A 16,696-nucleotide genomic window follows, 5' to 3' on the forward strand; every position below is an offset into this window, starting at 1 on the left:
CCGACGTCGCCGTCCCCAACTGGACAGTCCGGAGAATACATTTCATACTTAAAATATGTCAGCGCGATCGCCTGTTCGAAGCGTCGCCATCGCCGGGGCCGGCCCCGGCGGACTCTACCTCGCCATCTCATTGAAACTGCGCGATCCGTCGCTGTCGGTCGTGGTGCATGAGCGCAACCGGCCGGACGACACCTTCGGCTGGGGCGTGGTCTTCTCCGATCAGACCCTGGCCAATCTGAAGGCCAACGACCCCGAAACCGCCGCGACCATCGAGGCCGCCTTCGTCCATTGGGACGATATCGACGTTCACATCCACGGTCAGTGCATCCGCTCGGGCGGCCACGGCTTCGCGGGCATCGGGCGGCAGCGGCTGCTGACCATCCTGCACGAACGGGCCCGATCGCTCGGCGTCGATCTGCGCTTCCAGAGCGAGGTCGCCGACATCCGCGCGCTGGACGCCGATATCGTGGTCGCCGCCGACGGTCTCAACAGCCGCATTCGCAACGCCGAGCCCGGGACCTTCGGCGTCGATGTCGACGTGCGGTCCAACAAATACATCTGGCTGGGCACGAACCAGTCGTTCGACGCCTTCACCTTCGCCTTCGTCGAGACTCCGTCCGGCTGGATCTGGGCCCACGCCTACCAGTTCGAACCGGGGACCTCGACCTTCATCGTGGAATGCACCGAGACGACCTGGCGCGGTCTCGGTTTCGACACGCTGGATCAGGACCAGACCTGCCGCGCGGCCGAAGCCCTGTTCGCCGACTGGCTGGGCGGCCACGCGTTGATGAGCAACGCCAGCCACCTGCGCGGCGGGGCCTGGCTCAATTTTCCGCGGGTCGCCTGTTCGCGCTGGCGCGACGGCAAGGTGGTGCTCCTCGGCGACGCGGCCCATACGGCCCACTTCTCCATCGGGTCAGGGACAAAGCTGGCCTTCGAGGACGCCATCCATCTGGCGAGCGCCCTGACCGGCGGCGGCGATCTGGACGCCGCCCTGGCCGACTACGAAGCCGGGCGCCGGGTTGAAGTGCTGAAACTGCAGAGTGCCGCCCGCAACTCCACCGAATGGTTCGAGACGGTCGACCGTTACGTCGACCTCGACCCGCTCCAGTTCACCTACAGCCTGCTGACCCGCAGCCAGCGCGTCAGCCACGAGAATCTGCGCCTGCGTGACCGCGACTTCCTGGCCGGGGTCGAGCGCTGGTTCGCCGACAGCGCGGGCGCCCCGCCCACGGATGATCCGCCGCCGCCGATGTTCGCCCCGCTGAGCCTGCGCGGCCTGACCGTGCCGAACCGCGTCGTGGTCTCGCCGATGTGCATGTATTCGGCCGAGGACGGGACGGTGGGCGACTTCCATCTGGTTCATCTGGGCGGACGGGCGCTGGGCGGGGCCGGTCTGATCTTTACCGAGATGACCGACGTCTCGGCCGACGGCCGGATCACGCCGGGCTGCGCCGGCCTGTACCGGCCCGAGCATCGCGACGCGTGGAAACGGATCGTCGACTTCGTTCACGGTCAGGGCGCGCGCATCGCCATCCAGCTGGCCCATGCGGGGCGCAAGGGTTCGGTCGAGCGACCGTGGGGCGAGCGGGCCGATCAACCATTGATTCACGACGGCTGGGAGCTGATCGCACCCTCCCCCATCGCGTGGTCGGAGGACGATCAGGTTCCGCGCGAGATGACCCGCGCCGATATGGACCGCGTCCGCGACGACTTCGTCCGCGCCGTCGGCTGGGCCGATCAGGCGGGCTTCGACATGGTCGAGCTGCACTGCGCCCACGGCTATCTGCTGTCGTCCTTCCTGACGCCGATCTCCAACCATCGGACCGACGACTACGGTGGATCCGTCGAAAACCGGCTGCGCTTCCCGCTCGAGGTCTTCGCCGCCATGCGCGCCGTCTGGCCCGGGGACAAACCCATGTCGGTCCGCCTCTCGGCCACGGACTGGATGGATGAAGGCCTGACGCCCGAAGACTCCGTCGCCATCGCCCGCGCCTTCGCCGAGGCCGGCTGCGATCTGATCGACGTGTCGGCGGGCCAGACCTCGCCCGACAGTCGGCCCGTCTACGGCCGCATGTTCCAGACCCCGCTCAGCGACCGCATCCGCAACGAGGCCGGCGTGGCCACGATGGCGGTCGGCAACATCTACGAGACGGACCACGTCAACAGCATCCTCGCCGCCGGTCGGGCCGACCTTTGCGCCCTCGCCCGACCGCATCTGGCCGATCCGAACTGGAGCCTGCGCGCCGCCGCCGAGCTGGGCTGGCGCGGCAATATCCAGCCGCCGGTCCAGTACCGCGCCGGCTTCGCCCAGCTGGCGCGAAACCTCGAAAAACAGCAGCAGGCGGGGCCCGTATGAATCTGACCGGACATCACGCCGTGATCACCGGCGCCGGCTCCGGCATCGGCCGGGCGACCGCCGAGCGGCTGGCCGAGGCCGGCTGTCAGGTCACGCTGATCGGACGTCACATCGGCCGGCTGCAGGAGACCGCCGACCGCATCGGCGACCTCGCCTTCGCCGCCCCCGCCGACGTCACCGATCCGGACGCGTTGGCGGCCGCGATCGAGGCCGGCCGCGACCGGTTCGGCCCCGTCGACATCCTCATCAACAACGCCGGCGCCGCGACCTCGGCCCCCTTTCTGAAGACCGACGCCGACGCCTTTCGCGCCATGTTGGCCCTCAATCTGGAAGCCCCCGCCGAGGCCACCCGGCTGATCCTGCCCGGTATGCTGACCCGGCGGCGTGGCCGCATCGTCAATGTCGCCTCGACCGCGGGGCTGAAGGGCTACGCCTATGTCTCGGCCTATGTCGCGGCCAAGCACGGCCTCGTCGGCCTGACCCGCGCCCTGGCGCTGGAGGTCGCGAGCAAGGGCGTCACCGTCAACGCCGTCTGCCCCGGCTTCACCGAGACCGATCTGGTCGCCCGGTCCGTCCGGTCGATCATGGCCAAGACCGGCCGCAGCGAGGACGAGGCCCGCGCCGCCCTCGCCGCCGAGAACCCGCAAGGCCGGCTGATCACGCCAGACGAAGTGGCCCAGACCATCGTCTGGCTGTGTGGAGAGGGCGCCTCGGGCGTTAACGGGACAGCGGTTCCCGTGGCCGGGGGCGAACTGTGAGCGCCGCCGCCGCCCCGCTGCCTGACCGGCTGGGCGGCGCGCCGGACGGCAAGCGGTCGCTGCGCCTTTGGCTGCGGCTGCTGACCTGCGCCACCACCATCGAACAGACCATCTCGCAGCGGCTGCGCGACGACTTCGGCTCGACACTGCCGCGCTTCGACATGCTTTCGGCGCTGGACCGGGCGGGCGAAGCCGGCCTGACCATGGGCGACGTCTCGCGCATGCTGATGGTCTCCAACGGCAACGTCACCGGCCTGGCTCGACGGCTCAAGGCCGACGGCCTGATCGAGCACCTGCCCGGCGCCGACCGGCGGGTGCAGCGCGTGCGCCTGACCGCTGACGGGCGCGCCCGCTTCGCCGCCATGGCTCGCGCCCACGAACACTGGATCGAGACCCTGCTAGCCGGCCTGACCGGGGCCGAGGCCGAGGATCTGACCGCCCTGCTGGAGCAGACCAAACGGTCGCTTCGCTCCGCCATCCACGAGGAGAGCCAGCCATGAAGGCGCGCGATTACAAGGCCGAACATTTCCTCTGGTCGGTCGACGACGAGGGCGTGGCCGTGCTGACCCTGAACCGCCCCGAGCGGAAGAACCCGCTGACCTTCGAGTCCTATGCCGAAATGCGCGACCTCTTTCGCGCCCTCGTCCACGCCGGCGACTGCAGGGTGGTCATCGTCACCGGCGCTGGCGGCAACTTCTCCTCAGGCGGCGACGTGCACGAGATTATCGGTCCGCTGACCGAGATGGCCATGCCGGCTCTGCTCGACTTCACCCGCATGACCGGCGATCTCGTCAAGGCCATGCGTGGCTGCCCGCAACCGATTATCGCCGCGCTGGACGGCGTCTGCGTCGGGGCCGGCGCCATCATGGCCATGGCGTCGGACCTGCGGATCGCCACCCCGCGGACGAAGACCGCCTTCCTGTTCACCCGCGTCGGCCTGGCCGGCTGCGACATGGGCGCGTGCGCCATCCTGCCCCGCCAGATCGGTCAGGGTCGGGCTTCGGAGCTGCTGTTCACCGGACGGGTCATGACCGCCGACGAGGGCGAGCGCTGGGGCTTCCACAACCGGCTGGTCGAGCCGGACGCCCTGATGGACGCGGCCCGCGACCTGGCGCTGGCGCTGGCCAAGGGGCCGACCTTCGCCCACGGCATCACCAAGAACCAGCTCAACGTCGAATGGGACATGAGCCTCGACGCCGCCATCGAGTCCGAGGCCCAGGCCCAGGCCATCTGCATGCAGACCAACGACTTCCGCCGCGCCTACGAGGCCTTCGCCGCGAAGCGCGAGCCGGTGTTCGAGGGGAACTGAGCCATGGCCGACCGCTCCTTCCTCGACTGGCCCTTCTTCGACGACCGCCACCGCGCCTTCGCCGCCGATCTTGAGACCTGGGCGGAAGCGACCGATGCGGTGAACCTGCACGGCGACCACGACCTCGACGGCGACTGCCGCACCATCCTCAAGGCGCTGGCCGACGGCGGCTGGCTGCGCAACGCCATCCCCGACGCCCTCGGCAAGCTGGACGTCCGCACCCTGTGCCTGACGCGCGAGACCCTGGCCCGCCGCTCCGGCCTGGCCGATTTCGTCTTCGCCATGCAGGGGCTGGGCTCCGGACCGATCAGCCTGTTCGGGACCGACGACCAGAAGGCGCGCTGGCTGCCGGGCGTGGCGGCCGGCGAAACCATCGGCGCCTTCGCCCTGTCAGAGCCCGAGGCCGGCTCCGACGTCGCGGCCCTGTCGACCATCGCCCGCCACGATGGCGACCACTGGGTGCTGGACGGGACCAAGACCTTCATCTCCAACGGCGGCCTCGCCGACCGCTACGTCGTCTTCGCCCGCACCGGCGAGGGCGGCGCCAAGGGGCTCGGCGCCTTCGTCGTCGACGCCGATGCACCCGGCTTCGAAGTCGTCGAACGCATTCCCCTGATGGCCCCGCACCCGTTGGCGACCTTGCGGTTCAAGGACTGCCGCATCGACGCCGACCGCATCCTCGGCGCGCCCGGCGAGGGCTTCCGCATCGCCATGGCCACGCTGGACGTGTTCCGCTCGACCGTCGCCGCCGCGGCGCTGGGCTTTTCGCGCCGCGCCTTCGACGAGGCCGCCGCCCGCGCGACCGGCCGCAAGCTGTTCGGCGCCCCGATGAGCGACCTTCAGCTGGTGCAGGCCTCGCTGGCCGACATGGCGCTCAAGATCGACGCCTCGGCCCTGCTGATCTACCGCGCCGCCTGGCTGAAGGACCAGGGCGCGCCGCGCGTCACCCGCGAAGCCGCGATGGCCAAGCTCTACGCCACCGACGAGGCGCAGGCGGTCATCGACGCGGCGGTCCAGCTGTTCGGCGGCCTCGGCGTCGTCTCGGGCAATCCGGTCGAACGGCTCTACCGCGAAATTCGCGCCCTGCGCATCTATGAGGGGGCCTCCGAGGTGCAAAAGATCGTCATCGCCCGACAGGCCCTGGGCGCCATTCAGGGAGGCTGCTGATGGGAGCCAGCGCCCACCTCGACCCCTTCGTCCTCGACCATCTGCCGCCCCCGGAGCAGCAGCCGGACTTCCTCTTCGACCGGCCCGAGCTCGCCTACCCCGACCGCCTCAACGCCGGCGTCGAACTGCTGCGCCGGGCCATCGGCGCCGCCGGACCCGATGGCCGCGCCCTGATCGACTTCGACCACGAATTCTCGTGGAGCCGCGTCGACGCCATCTCCGGCCGCATGGCCAGGGTGCTGGTCGAACAGATGGGCCTCGTCCCCGGCAACCGCGTCCTGCTGCATGGCCCGAACAGTTCGTGGACGGTGCTGGCATGGTTCGCCATCCTGAAGGCCGGAGGGGTCGTGGTCGCCACCATGCCGATGCTCCGCGCCGCCGAACTGGCCACCGTCGTAAACAAGGCGAAGATCAGCCACGCCCTCGTCTACGACGCCCTCGCCGAGGCCGTGACTGAGGCCCGTGCGGACACGTCCTCCCTGACCCATGTGATGACCTCGGCCGAGCTTCAGAAGGCCGCCCAGGCCCTGCCGCCGGGGACCGGCTTCGACGCCGTCGCCACGGCCGCCGAAGACCCGGCCCTGATCGCCTTCACCTCCGGCACCACCGGCCAGCCCAAGGGCTGCGTCCACTTCCATCGCGACGTCCTCGCCATGGCGGACACCTTCGCAAAGCACACGCTGGATCTGGGGCCGCAGGACATCGTCGTCGGCACCCCGCCGATTGCGTTCACCTTCGGGCTGGGCGGGCTGGTGGTCTTCCCGGCCAGCGCCGGCGCCGCGATCGCCTTCGCCCCGCGGCCCGGTTTCGACGCCCTCGCCGAGACCATCGCGCGGTGCAAGGCCACCGCCCTGTTCACCGCCCCGACCGGCTACCGCGCCCTGCTCAAGCTGGCGGACCAGCACGACCTGTCGTCGCTGCGCACCTGCGTCTCGGCCGGCGAGGCCCTGCCCGCCGCCACCTCGGACGCCTGGCATGAGGCGACCGGCGCGCGCATCATCGACGGCATCGGCTCGACCGAGATGATCCACATCTTCATCTCCGCCTCGGGCGAAGACATCCGTCCCGGATCCACCGGCAAGGCCGTGCCCGGCTATGAGGCGCGGATCGTCGGCGAGACGGGCGAGACGCTGACGCAGGGTGAAACCGGCCGCCTCGCCGTACGCGGCCCGACGGGCTGCCGCTATCTCGATGACCCGCGGCAGGCCGCCTATGTCCAGAACGGCTGGAACCTCACCGGCGACGTCTACCGCCTCGATGAGGACGGCTATTTCTGGTTCGTGGCCCGCGCCGACGACATGATCATCTCGGCCGGCTATAACATCGGCGCGCCTGAGGTGGAGAACGCCCTGCTGCGCCACCCCGCCGTGGCCGAAGCCGCCGTCGTCGGGGTCCCCGACGACGAGCGCGGCCAGATCGTCAAGGCCTTCGTGGTTCTCAACCCCGGCCACGTGAGGACCGACGCCCTTCGGTGCGAACTGCAGGACCACGTGAAGTCCGTCATCGCTCCCTACAAATACCCGCGCGCCCTCCAGTTCATGGACGCCTTGCCCAAGACCCAGACCGGCAAGCTGCAGCGCTTCCGTCTGAAGGGCGATCCATGAGCCAGATTTTCACCACCCGACGGAGGGTCCGCTTCGCCGACTGCGACGCCGCCGGCATCGTCTTCTATCCGCGCTATTTCGAGATGCTGAACGGGGTGGTCGAGGACTGGTTCGCCGGCCCGCTCGGCGCCTCCTTCCGCGATCTGCACATGGAACGGCACGTCAGCGTCCCGACCGCCGCCGTCGAGGCGCGCTTTATCGCCCCCTCGCGGCTGGAGGACGACCTGTCCTTCAGCCTGACCGTCACCCGGCTGGGCGGCGCCTCCTGCGGACTGCGCCACACCATCGACTGTGGCGAGCAGCGCCGCTTCGAGGCGACCCAGACCATCGTCTTCGTCGGGCGCTCGCTGAAGCCCGAACCGTGGCCCGAGGCTCTGCGCGCCCGCATCCTCCCCTTCGTGGAGCCCCGACCATGAACCGCGTCCTGCTGCCCGAAGGCTGGCCCCGGCCCAAGGGTTATTCCAACGGGATCGAGGCGACCGGCCGGATGGTCTTCGTCGCTGGTCAGATCGGCTGGGACACGACCGGCGCCGTCCCCGACGGCTTCGCGGCCCAGTTCCGCCAGACCATCGACAACACCCTCGCCGTCCTCGCCGAGGCCGGGGCCGGGCCGGAGCACATGGTCCGCATGACCTGGTACGTGGTCGACAAGGTCGAATACCTCGGTGCCCTCAAGGACATTGGCGCGATCTGGCGCGAGCGCATCGGCCCACACTACCCCGCCATGGCCGTGGTCGAGGTCAAGGGATTGATCGAGGACGCCGCCCGCATCGAGATCGAGACCACCGCCGTCCTGCCCGCCTGACCGCTTGATCCTGCCGCCCGGCTCGGTCAGGGTCGCGCGCCGCCACCCGGACCCCTCCCTTGCCCCCGACTTCGCCCGACGACCGCTATCTCGACGAACTGGAGGCGGAGTCCATCCAGATCATCCGCGAGACGGCGGCCCAGTGCGCCCGACCGGTCATGCTGTTCTCGGCCGGCAAGGATTCGGCGGTGATGCTGCATCTGGCGCGCAAGGCCTTCTTTCCGGCCCCGCCGCCCTTCCCGCTGCTGCACGTCGATACGATGTGGAAATTCCGCGAGATGTACGCCTTCCGGGACCGCATCGCAGCGGAGGCCGGCATGGAGTTGCTGGTCTGGCGCAACCCCGAGGCGGAGGCGCAGGGGATCAACCCGTTCGATCACGGCGCGACCGTCCATACCGACCTGTGGAAGACGCAGGGGCTGAAGCAGGCGCTCGATCATCACGGCTTCGACGCGGCCTTCGGCGGGGCCCGCCGCGACGAGGAGAAGAGCCGCGCCAAGGAACGCATCTTCTCATTCCGCACCCGCACCCATGTCTGGGACCCGAAGGCCCAGCGGCCCGAGCTGTGGAGCCAGTACAACGCCCGCGTCCACAAGGGCGAGTCGGTCCGGGTCTTCCCCCTGTCCAACTGGACCGAGATGGACGTCTGGCGCTACGTCCAGCGTGAGGGGATCGACGTGGTCTCGCTTTATTTCGCCGCCGAACGTCCGGTGGTGGAGCGCGACGGCGCCCTGATCATGGTCGACGACGACCGCATGGCCCTGCGACCGGGCGAGACGGTCCGGCGGCGTCGCGTGCGCTTCCGCACCCTCGGCTGCTACCCCCTGTCCGGCGCCATCGACAGCGACGCCGCCGACCTCGCCGCCGTCGTCGCCGAGATGGCCGCCTCCCGCGCCTCCGAGAGACAGGGTCGGACCATCGACCGGGACCCGACGGCCTCGATGGAGATCAAGAAGCGCGAGGGCTATTTCTGATGGCCCGCGACCTCGTCCGCCTGATCACCTGCGGTTCCGTCGACGACGGCAAGTCGACCCTGATCGGCCGCCTGCTGCACGACGCCGGCGCCGTGCCCGACGACCAGCTGGACGCCATCCGCACCGCCTCGGGCGAGCCCGACTTCTCGCGCCTGTTCGACGGCCTCGACGCCGAGCGCGAGCAGGGCATCACCATCGACGTGGCCTACCGCCATTTCGAGACCGCCGGCCGCCGCTTCATGCTGGCCGACACGCCCGGCCACCCGCAGTATACGCGCAACATGGTCACCGCCGCCTCCACCGCTGACGTGGCTGTGGTGCTGGTCGACGCCCGCAAGGGCCTGCTGCCCCAGACCCGTCGGCATTCCTATCTGGTCGGCCTGATGGGCGTGCGGCGGGTGCTGCTGGCGGTCAACAAGATGGACCTGATCGGCTGGTCGCAGGCGGTGTTTGACGAGATCGCCGCCGACTACCGCGCCCTCGCCGGCGACCTGGGCCTGACCGAGGTCGCCGCCATCCCCGTTTCGGGGCTGGGCGGCGACAACGTCGCGACCCGGTCGACGGCCATGCCCTGGTACGACGGCCCGACGCTGCTGCAATGGCTGGAGAGCATCGACCTCGCCGAGGCCGACCCCGGCCCCTTCCGCATGCCGGTGCAATGGGTCAACCGGCCCGACGCCGACTTCCGGGGCTACGCCGGCCGGATCGCCGCGGGAACCGTCCGTCCGGGCGACCCGGTCAGGGTCCTGCCGTCGGGCCGGACCACCGCCATTGACCGCATCGTCACCATGGACGGCGACCTGGCGGAGGGGGGGCCCGGGCAGTCGATCACCCTGACCCTCGCCGATCACCTCGACGTCTCGCGCGGCGATGTGCTGGCCGCCGCAGACGACCCGCCCGGAGTCGCCGACCAGTTCGAGATCGATCTCGTCTGGATGGCCGACGCGCCCCTGCTCCCCGGCCGCGCCTATGTCGTCAGACTGGGCGCCGCCACCGTCACCGGCCAGGTCACCGACATCCGCCACAGGGTCAATGTCGAGACGCTGGAGCCGCTGGCCGCCCGCACGCTCGAGCTCAACGACATCGGCGTCTGCCACCTGCACCTCGACGCGCCCCTGACGTTCGAGCCCTATGCCGCCAACCGCGACCTCGGCGGCCTGATCCTGATCGACCGCCAGACCAATGAAACCGTCGGGGCGGGCCTGATCCGCTTCGCCCTGCGCCGCTCGGCCAATGTCCAGTGGCAGGCGCTCGACGTCGGCCGCGCCGAACGCGCCAGCCTCAAGCATCAGAGGCCGCTGGTGCTGTGGTTCACCGGCCTGTCCGGGGCCGGCAAGTCGACCATCGCCAATCTGGTCGACAAACGGCTGTTCGCCGACGGCCGCCACACCTTCCTGCTGGACGGCGATAACGTCCGGCACGGCCTGAACAACGATCTCGGCTTCACCGACGCCGATCGGGTCGAGAACATCCGCCGCGTCACCGAGGTGGCCCGGCTGATGGCCGACGCCGGCCTGATCGTGCTGGTCTCGGCCATTTCGCCCTTCGCCGCCGAGCGCCGCATGGCCCGCGAGCGGATGGCGGCGGGCGAGTTCGTGGAGATCTTCGTCGACGCCCCGCTGGATGTGGTCGAGGCCCGCGACGTGAAAGGCCTCTACCGCAAGGCCCGCGCCGGCCAGCTGACCAATTTCACCGGCATCGACAGCCCCTATGAGCGGCCGGAAAAGCCCGACATCCACATCGACGCCGCCGCCCTGACCCCGGAACAGGCCTGCGAACGGATTATCGAGGCGATCCGCGACCGTCTTTGACGTCCGGGTCGCCGTCGCGGAACCGCCACTTCATGATCAGGACCCCGGCCGACATCAGCAAGGCCAGCGAATTGGCGACCGTCACCGGCCACGCCCCGGTCATGACGCCGTAGCCCACCCACAGGGCGAAACAGGTCACCGTCAGGGCATAGGTCCTCAGCGACACCGACGAGGCGTCGCGGCTCTTCCAGATCTTGATCATCTGGGGCGCGAAACTGGTGACGGAACAGACGGCTGCGGCGGAGCCGACGACATTGGCTGCAAGACTCATCCGCCCGAAAGGCGCGGAACCGGCCCCGGTTCCGTCTTATCGCAGCGGCGCCAGCACCGGCGCCAGCGTCTCGCTCTCATCGACCGTGCGCATGAACGACGGCGCCCGCATCGCCCGGGTCGCCTGTTCGAACGCATAGCCCAACGACAGCACCCTGGCGTCCTCCCACTTCCCGGCGATGAAACTCATCCCGACCGGCAGGCCGTCGACGAAGCCCATCGGCACGGTCAGGTGCGGATAGCCCGCCACGGCCGGCAGGGTGCTGGCCGCTCCGGCGTAGTGGTCGCCGTTGATCACGTCCGTGGTCCAGGCCGGGCCCGTCGTCGGGGCGATCAGGGCCACGACGGCATGCTCGCGCATCAGCCGGTCGATGCCCTCGGGACCCGCCAGCCGCAGCGAGGTCGCCCGCGCCTCGACATAGGCCGGGTCATTCAGGCCGCCCTTGGCCTGCGCCTGGATGAACAGCTCCTGCCCGAACAGGGCCAGTTCGCGCGGCGTCCGCTCGTTGAAGGCTATGACTTCGGCCAGGGTCCGGGTCGGCACCTGCGCCGGGTCGGTCGAGGCCAGATAGGCGTTGAGGTCGTGCTTCAGCTCGAACAGCAGCACCTCCAGCTCGGCCCCGCCGATGGCGTTCATGTCCGGGCCGTCGGTGATCTCGACCAGCACCGCCCCGGCCTCGCGCATCTTCTGGAGGTTCGCCTCGAACACGGCGTCGGTCTTGGCCGAATAGCCCGTCAGGAACCGCGCCACGCCGATGCGGGCGCCCCGCAGCGAACCGGCGTCCAGGGCCGCGCGATAGTCGACCTTGCGCGCATCGGCCTCGGCCGTGGCGGCGTCCAGCGGGTCCGAGCCTGCGATGGCCGACAGCACAAGGGCCGCGTCCTCGACCGTCCGCGTCATCGGCCCGGCGGTGTCCTGCGAATGGCTGATCGGCACGATGTGGGTCCGCGACACCAGCCCCACCGTGGGCTTGAAGCCGACGATGCCGTTGATCGCCGCCGGGCAGGTGATCGAGCCGTCCGTCTCCGTCCCGATCGCCGCCGGCGCCAGCCCCGCCGCCACCGCGGCCCCGCTGCCCGAAGACGAGCCGCAGGTGTTGCGGTCCAGCGCGTGGGGGTTGCGCGTCAGCCCGCCCACCGCGCTCCAGCCGCTGGTCGAGTTGGACGAACGGATATTGGCCCATTCCGACAAATTGGTCTTGCCGAGGATCACCGCCCCCGCGGCCCGCAGCCGCGCCACAAGCGGCGCGTCCCGCCCCGGCGCATTGCCGACCAGCGCCAACGATCCGGCCGTGGTCGGCATGTCCCGCGTCTCGATATTGTCCTTCAGCAGGATGGGGAGGCCGGCGATGCCCTGGGCGGGCGACCAAACGGGCGCCGGCACGTCCGCCCACAGCAGAACCGCGTTCGTACTCGGCCTGTCCGCCACGCAGGCCCAGAGACTCCCCTGCTCCGAATAGCGCTCACAAGCCGCGACGCCCGATTTAATCCGGGCCTCATCGGCCACGACGATCTCGCGGACCTCCCGAACCTCGACACTGATGCAACCGCCCACGGTCAGCGCCACCGCCGCCGTGAGGGCCGTCAGCCCGATCCTGTCTAAGCGCATCCCCGTTCCCTTCAGTGAATGGTCCCAAGCACCGGCGCCCGCCGCGCCTGCGTGCGCTGCTCGAACCCATACCCCAGCGACAACACCGTCGCGTCGTCCCACTTCCCGGCCATGAAGCTGATGCCCACCGGCATGCCGCGGTCGAAGCCCATCGGCACGGTCAGGTGCGGATAACCCGCCACCGCCGCGAGCGAACTTGACGAGCCCTGCGAGCGGTCGTCGTCGTCCGGGTCGTTGGTCCAGGCGCGCGAGGTGGTCGGGGCGGTCAGGGCGACGACGCCATGCTCCCGCATCATCCGGTCGATGCCTTCTGGCCCCGCCATGCGGAACGAACTGGCGCGCGCCTCGAGATAGGCCGGGTCGTCGAGCCCCTTGGTCGCCTCGGCGCGCAGGAACAACTCCTGACCGAACAGCACCGTCTCGCGCGGCTCGGCGTCGTTGAAGGCGATGACCTGGGCCAGGGTTCGCGTCGGCACCTGCGCCGGGTCCGTCGAGGCCAGATAGGCGTTCAGACCGGCCTTCAGCTCGGTCATCAGCACCTCGAACGCCGCCCCGCTGATGGCCCGCATGTCCGGCCCCTCGGTGATCTCGACCAGCTCGGCCCCGGCGTCGCGCATCGCCTGCAGGTTCTGCTCGAACACCGCCTGGGTCTCGGCCGAATAGTTGGGCAGGAGGAAGCGCAGCACCCCGATGCGGGCGCCGCGCAGGCTGTCGGCGTCCAGCGCCGCGCGGTAGTCGACCTTGCGGATGTCCGCCTCGGCCGTGGCCGGGTCCAGCGGATCGCTGCCGGCGATGACCGACAGCACGATGGCCGCGTCCTCGACCGTAGTGGTGATCGGCCCGGCGGTGTCCTGCGAATGGCTGATCGGGATGATGTGAGTCCGGCTGACCAGACCCACGGTCGGCTTGAACCCGACCACGCCATTGACCGAAGCCGGGCAGACAATGGAGCCGTTGGTCTCGGTGCCGATCGCCGCCGGGGCCAGACCGAGGGCCACCGCCGTCGCGCTGCCCGCCGACGAGCCGCAGGGCGTCCGCTCCGGCGCATACGGATTGCGTGTCTGCCCGCCGACCGCGCTCCAGCCGCTGATCGACTGCGACGAACGGATATTGGCCCATTCCGACAGATTGGCCTTGCCGAGGATCACGGCGCCGGCGTCGCGCAGGCGCGTGACGAGCGGCGCGTCGCGGCCGGGCGCGTTGTCGACGAGGGCCAGAGAGCCGGCTGTCGTCGGCATGTCAGCCGTTTCGATATTGTCCTTGAGCAGGATGGGCAGGCCGCGAAGCAGCCCGGCGGGAACCGGCGCGGCCGGGTCGTGCAGGACCGCGGGGTTCAGGGCGATCACGGCGTTGAACGGCTGGGCCGCTGCATTGTCCGCGCTGAGAGCCAGCGCGACGGAGCCGTCCACGGCGGCGGCTCCGGGGAAGTGACCGTCGACGATGGCCGCCGCGCCCGGGGGCTGGAAGATTCGTCCGCCGTCGGCGCCCGGGATGGTCCAGCTTCCGTCCGCGTTCGGGGTGGCGCAGGCGGCCAGCGAAACGGCGGCCGCCGCCCCGACCAGCAGACCGCGGAGGCGGCCCCTTCCGTCAGACGCGCCGAACAGCCGCTCGCGCAAGGTCCTCAACATCGCCGCTATCCCCCTTGCCCCGCCCCACAAGGGACGGGCGCTGTTACTCCGCCCGTGACCCGATCGTCCGGTCGAGGAAGTCCAGATACGTCCGCCATTGCTGCAGCTGCCGCGGGTTGCCGCGCACCCCGTGGCGCTGGCCCGGATACAGCATCATCTCGAACGGCTGGCTGTTCTCCTGCAGCGCATTGATGACCCGCGTGGCGTTCTCGAAGATGACGTTGTCGTCGGCCATGCCGTGCAGCAGCAGCAGCCGGCCGGTCATCCGGTCCAGCTGGTCGACCACGTCCGAGGCCGCATAGCCTTCGGGATTGGCCTGCGGCGTCGACATGAAGCGCTCGGTATAGTGGGTGTCGTACAGGCTCCAGTCGCTCACCGGTGCGCCCGAGATGGCCGAGGTCAGCCCCATCTCCGGCTCGGTCAGCATGTGCAGCGTCATGAAGCCGCCGTAGCTCCAGCCCATGGCGGCGATTCGGTCGTCGTCCACGAATGGCAGCGATCTCAGATAGTTGATGCCAAGAACCTGATCCTCGATCTCAGGCTGACCCATCTTCAGATACAGGGCCTGTTTGAACGCCGCCGAGCGGTCGCCCTCGCCACGATTATCGAGCCGGAAGACGATGTAGCCGGCCTCAGTCAACAGTTGATTGGTCGCGGGCTGCCAGCTCTTCTTGACCCCGCCGCCCGACGGTCCGCCATAGACCTGCATGACCACCGGATACTGTTTCGCCGGATCGAAGTCCGGCGGCGTGGTCATCTGCCAGACCAGGGTTTCGCCATGGCTCTCCAGCGTCCCGAAGGTCGGTGTCTGCCGCCGCGAGACATAGGGCCAGAACGGATGGCTCTCATCCAGCCGGTTTTCCTCTATCCAGCGCACGAAGCGACCATCGGCCCGATACAGGCCCGACTGCGTCGGCGTGTTCAGATCGGTGTAGTTGCCGACATAGGCGGTGCCGGTCCGGTTCATCGACGCCGACCACCAGCCACCCGCCGGGGTCACCGCCACCGGCGTCACGGTGCGGCGCAGGCTGGCGCGGAACATCTGCTGTTCGATCGGCAGTTCACGCCCGTCGCGCATGGAGGCGGTGAAGAACACCTCGCCGGTCTGCTGGTTGACGCCGTTCAGCGACTTGACGGGGTACTGCCCGCGGGTGATCGCGCGCAGCCGCCGGCCGTCGCGATTGTAGAGATACAGATGCTTCCAGCCGGTCTCCTCGGACGACCAGATGAAGTTGCCATCCTCCAGCGCCTTGAAGTCGTGGCTCAGCGGCACCCAGGCGTTCGAGCGCTGCGTCACGATCACCCGCGACGCGCCCGTGGCCGGGTCGACGCTCAGCAGGTCCAGCGTCTTCTGGTCGCGCGACTGGCGCTGGACGTACAGCGTCTCGCCGTCCGCCGACCAGTTGACCCGCGCCAGATAGATGTCGGCGTCGGCCCCGAGGTCGACCTTGGTTCGCCGCCCCGTCTGCCGATCGTGCACATACAGGTCGACCACCGCATTGGGCCGACCGGCGCGCGGATAGCGCTGCTCGATCACCGTCGCGCCGCCGCCGGTGATGTCCAGCCGGGGGATCACGTCGACGGTCGACTCGTCGGTGCGTTGCAGGGCGATGTAGCGTTCGTTCGGGCTCCACCAGTAGCCGGTGTCGCGGTCCATCTCCTCCTGGGCGATGAACTCGGCCGTCGCCCAGGTGATCAGCCCCTCGCCGTCGGTCGTCACCGGCGTCTCACGCCCGGACGCCAGGTCGTAGACCACCAGATCCTGGTCCCGCACCCACGAGACGTAGTTCCCCTCCGGCGACACCTTGGCGTCGATCTCGTCCGCCTCGGTCTCGGTCAGTCGGCGCACGGCGCCGCCCCCTCCCGAACTGTCTGGCCGCTCGGCCAGGAAGACGTCGCCCTCCAGCGGCGCGAGGATGTAGCGGCCCTGCTCGTCCCACGAATATTCGACCACCCCGCGCTGCGAAATCCGCATCCGCTCGCGCCGCGCCTTCTCGGCCTCCGACAGTTCGCCCGCGTCCGGAACCAGCGCCTGGGCGTCGATCAGCTTGAACGGCTCCCCCTCGCCGGTCGGCGCGGCCCACAGGTCCAGCACGTCGACGTCGTCCTCGCGCGAGCGCAGGAAGGCGACCAGCTCCCCGTCCGGCGACAGGCTGACGCCCCGCGCCACCGGTCCGGACAGCGACGGATTGGCGAAGACCCGTTCGGGCGTCAGCACCGCCGGGTCCGGCGCTCCGTCCGAACTTTGCGCCATCGCGGCGGTGAACGGCGCCTGGGCCGCGAGGAACAGGGTGGAGGCGAGGAGAATGTTGCGCATGGCCGGGACGCTAGCGGCAGATTCCGCTTTCGCAAAGCCTGCCGACGGCCCTGCGACCGCGGCGCGCGGAGCCCCGCCCTTCCCC

Annotated in this window: 14 protein-coding genes; 10 read left to right on the forward strand and 4 right to left on the reverse strand. The window is 69.7% G+C overall.

What is annotated here, in order from left to right:
- Positions 1 to 55 precede the first annotated feature (55 nt).
- From HNQ67_RS07985 to cysC, 10 genes are read left to right on the forward strand one after another with little or no spacing between them, the layout of a single operon-like run.
- Positions 56 to 2,359, forward strand: a complete 2,304-nt coding sequence (locus HNQ67_RS07985) for a bifunctional salicylyl-CoA 5-hydroxylase/oxidoreductase (RefSeq protein WP_183254196.1) — start codon at positions 56 to 58, stop codon at positions 2,357 to 2,359.
- Positions 2,356 to 3,117, forward strand: a complete 762-nt coding sequence (locus tag HNQ67_RS07990) for an SDR family NAD(P)-dependent oxidoreductase (protein WP_183254198.1) — start codon at positions 2,356 to 2,358, stop codon at positions 3,115 to 3,117. Before HNQ67_RS07985 ends, HNQ67_RS07990 begins: the two co-directional genes overlap by 4 nt.
- Entirely contained in the window at positions 3,114 to 3,617 is a 504-nt protein-coding gene (locus HNQ67_RS13625) for a MarR family transcriptional regulator (RefSeq protein ID WP_221247807.1), read from the forward strand. The genes HNQ67_RS07990 and HNQ67_RS13625 overlap by 4 nt, the downstream gene beginning before the upstream one ends.
- A complete protein-coding gene (locus HNQ67_RS08000; protein WP_183254200.1) occupies positions 3,614 to 4,426 on the forward strand; it encodes an enoyl-CoA hydratase family protein in 813 nt (270 codons plus the stop codon). The genes HNQ67_RS13625 and HNQ67_RS08000 overlap by 4 nt, the downstream gene beginning before the upstream one ends.
- Positions 4,427 to 4,429: 3 nt before the next feature.
- Entirely contained in the window at positions 4,430 to 5,593 is a 1,164-nt protein-coding gene (locus HNQ67_RS08005) for an acyl-CoA dehydrogenase family protein (RefSeq protein WP_183254202.1), read from the forward strand.
- Positions 5,593 to 7,197 (forward strand): AMP-binding protein, encoded by a 1,605-nt coding sequence (locus HNQ67_RS08010; RefSeq protein ID WP_183254204.1) that lies wholly within the window; start codon positions 5,593 to 5,595, stop codon positions 7,195 to 7,197. The genes HNQ67_RS08005 and HNQ67_RS08010 overlap by 1 nt, the downstream gene beginning before the upstream one ends.
- Positions 7,194 to 7,613 (forward strand): acyl-CoA thioesterase, encoded by a 420-nt coding sequence (locus HNQ67_RS08015; RefSeq protein ID WP_183254206.1) that lies wholly within the window; start codon positions 7,194 to 7,196, stop codon positions 7,611 to 7,613. Before HNQ67_RS08010 ends, HNQ67_RS08015 begins: the two co-directional genes overlap by 4 nt.
- Complete coding sequence (locus HNQ67_RS08020) at positions 7,610 to 8,002, forward strand: RidA family protein (RefSeq protein WP_183254208.1); 393 nt, start codon at positions 7,610 to 7,612, stop codon at positions 8,000 to 8,002. The genes HNQ67_RS08015 and HNQ67_RS08020 overlap by 4 nt, the downstream gene beginning before the upstream one ends.
- Before the next feature lie 59 nt (positions 8,003 to 8,061).
- The gene (gene cysD, locus HNQ67_RS08025; protein WP_183254209.1) at positions 8,062 to 8,976 is read left to right on the forward strand and encodes a sulfate adenylyltransferase subunit CysD; all 915 of its coding nucleotides are present in this window, start codon (positions 8,062 to 8,064) and stop codon (positions 8,974 to 8,976) included.
- Positions 8,976 to 10,787: an adenylyl-sulfate kinase gene (gene cysC / locus HNQ67_RS08030; RefSeq protein ID WP_183254211.1), complete on the forward strand. Its 1,812-nt coding sequence runs from the start codon at positions 8,976 to 8,978 to the stop codon at positions 10,785 to 10,787. Before cysD ends, cysC begins: the two co-directional genes overlap by 1 nt.
- Here cysC and HNQ67_RS08035 read toward each other — a convergent pair.
- The 4 genes from HNQ67_RS08035 to HNQ67_RS08050 are packed head-to-tail and all read right to left on the reverse strand — an operon-like array spanning position 10,759 to position 16,611.
- Positions 10,759 to 11,058 carry a SemiSWEET family sugar transporter gene (locus tag HNQ67_RS08035; protein WP_183254213.1) on the reverse strand — a complete coding sequence of 100 codons (300 nt, stop codon included), beginning with the start codon at positions 11,056 to 11,058 and terminating at the stop codon, positions 10,759 to 10,761. The two genes, cysC and HNQ67_RS08035, sit on opposite strands and share 29 nt — an antisense overlap.
- Positions 11,059 to 11,094: 36 nt before the next feature.
- Entirely contained in the window at positions 11,095 to 12,666 is a 1,572-nt protein-coding gene (locus HNQ67_RS08040) for an amidase (RefSeq protein WP_246347509.1), read from the reverse strand.
- Between the two features lie 11 nt (positions 12,667 to 12,677).
- A complete protein-coding gene (locus tag HNQ67_RS08045) occupies positions 12,678 to 14,294 on the reverse strand; it encodes an amidase (protein ID WP_183254215.1) in 1,617 nt (538 codons plus the stop codon).
- A 43-nt stretch (positions 14,295 to 14,337) separates the two neighbouring features.
- Complete coding sequence (locus HNQ67_RS08050) at positions 14,338 to 16,611, reverse strand: S9 family peptidase (RefSeq protein WP_183254217.1); 2,274 nt, start codon at positions 16,609 to 16,611, stop codon at positions 14,338 to 14,340.
- Between the last annotated feature and the right edge of the window lie 85 nt (positions 16,612 to 16,696).

It is taken from the genome of Brevundimonas basaltis, assembly GCF_014202075.1.
GTDB classification, from domain to species: domain Bacteria; phylum Pseudomonadota; class Alphaproteobacteria; order Caulobacterales; family Caulobacteraceae; genus Brevundimonas; species Brevundimonas basaltis.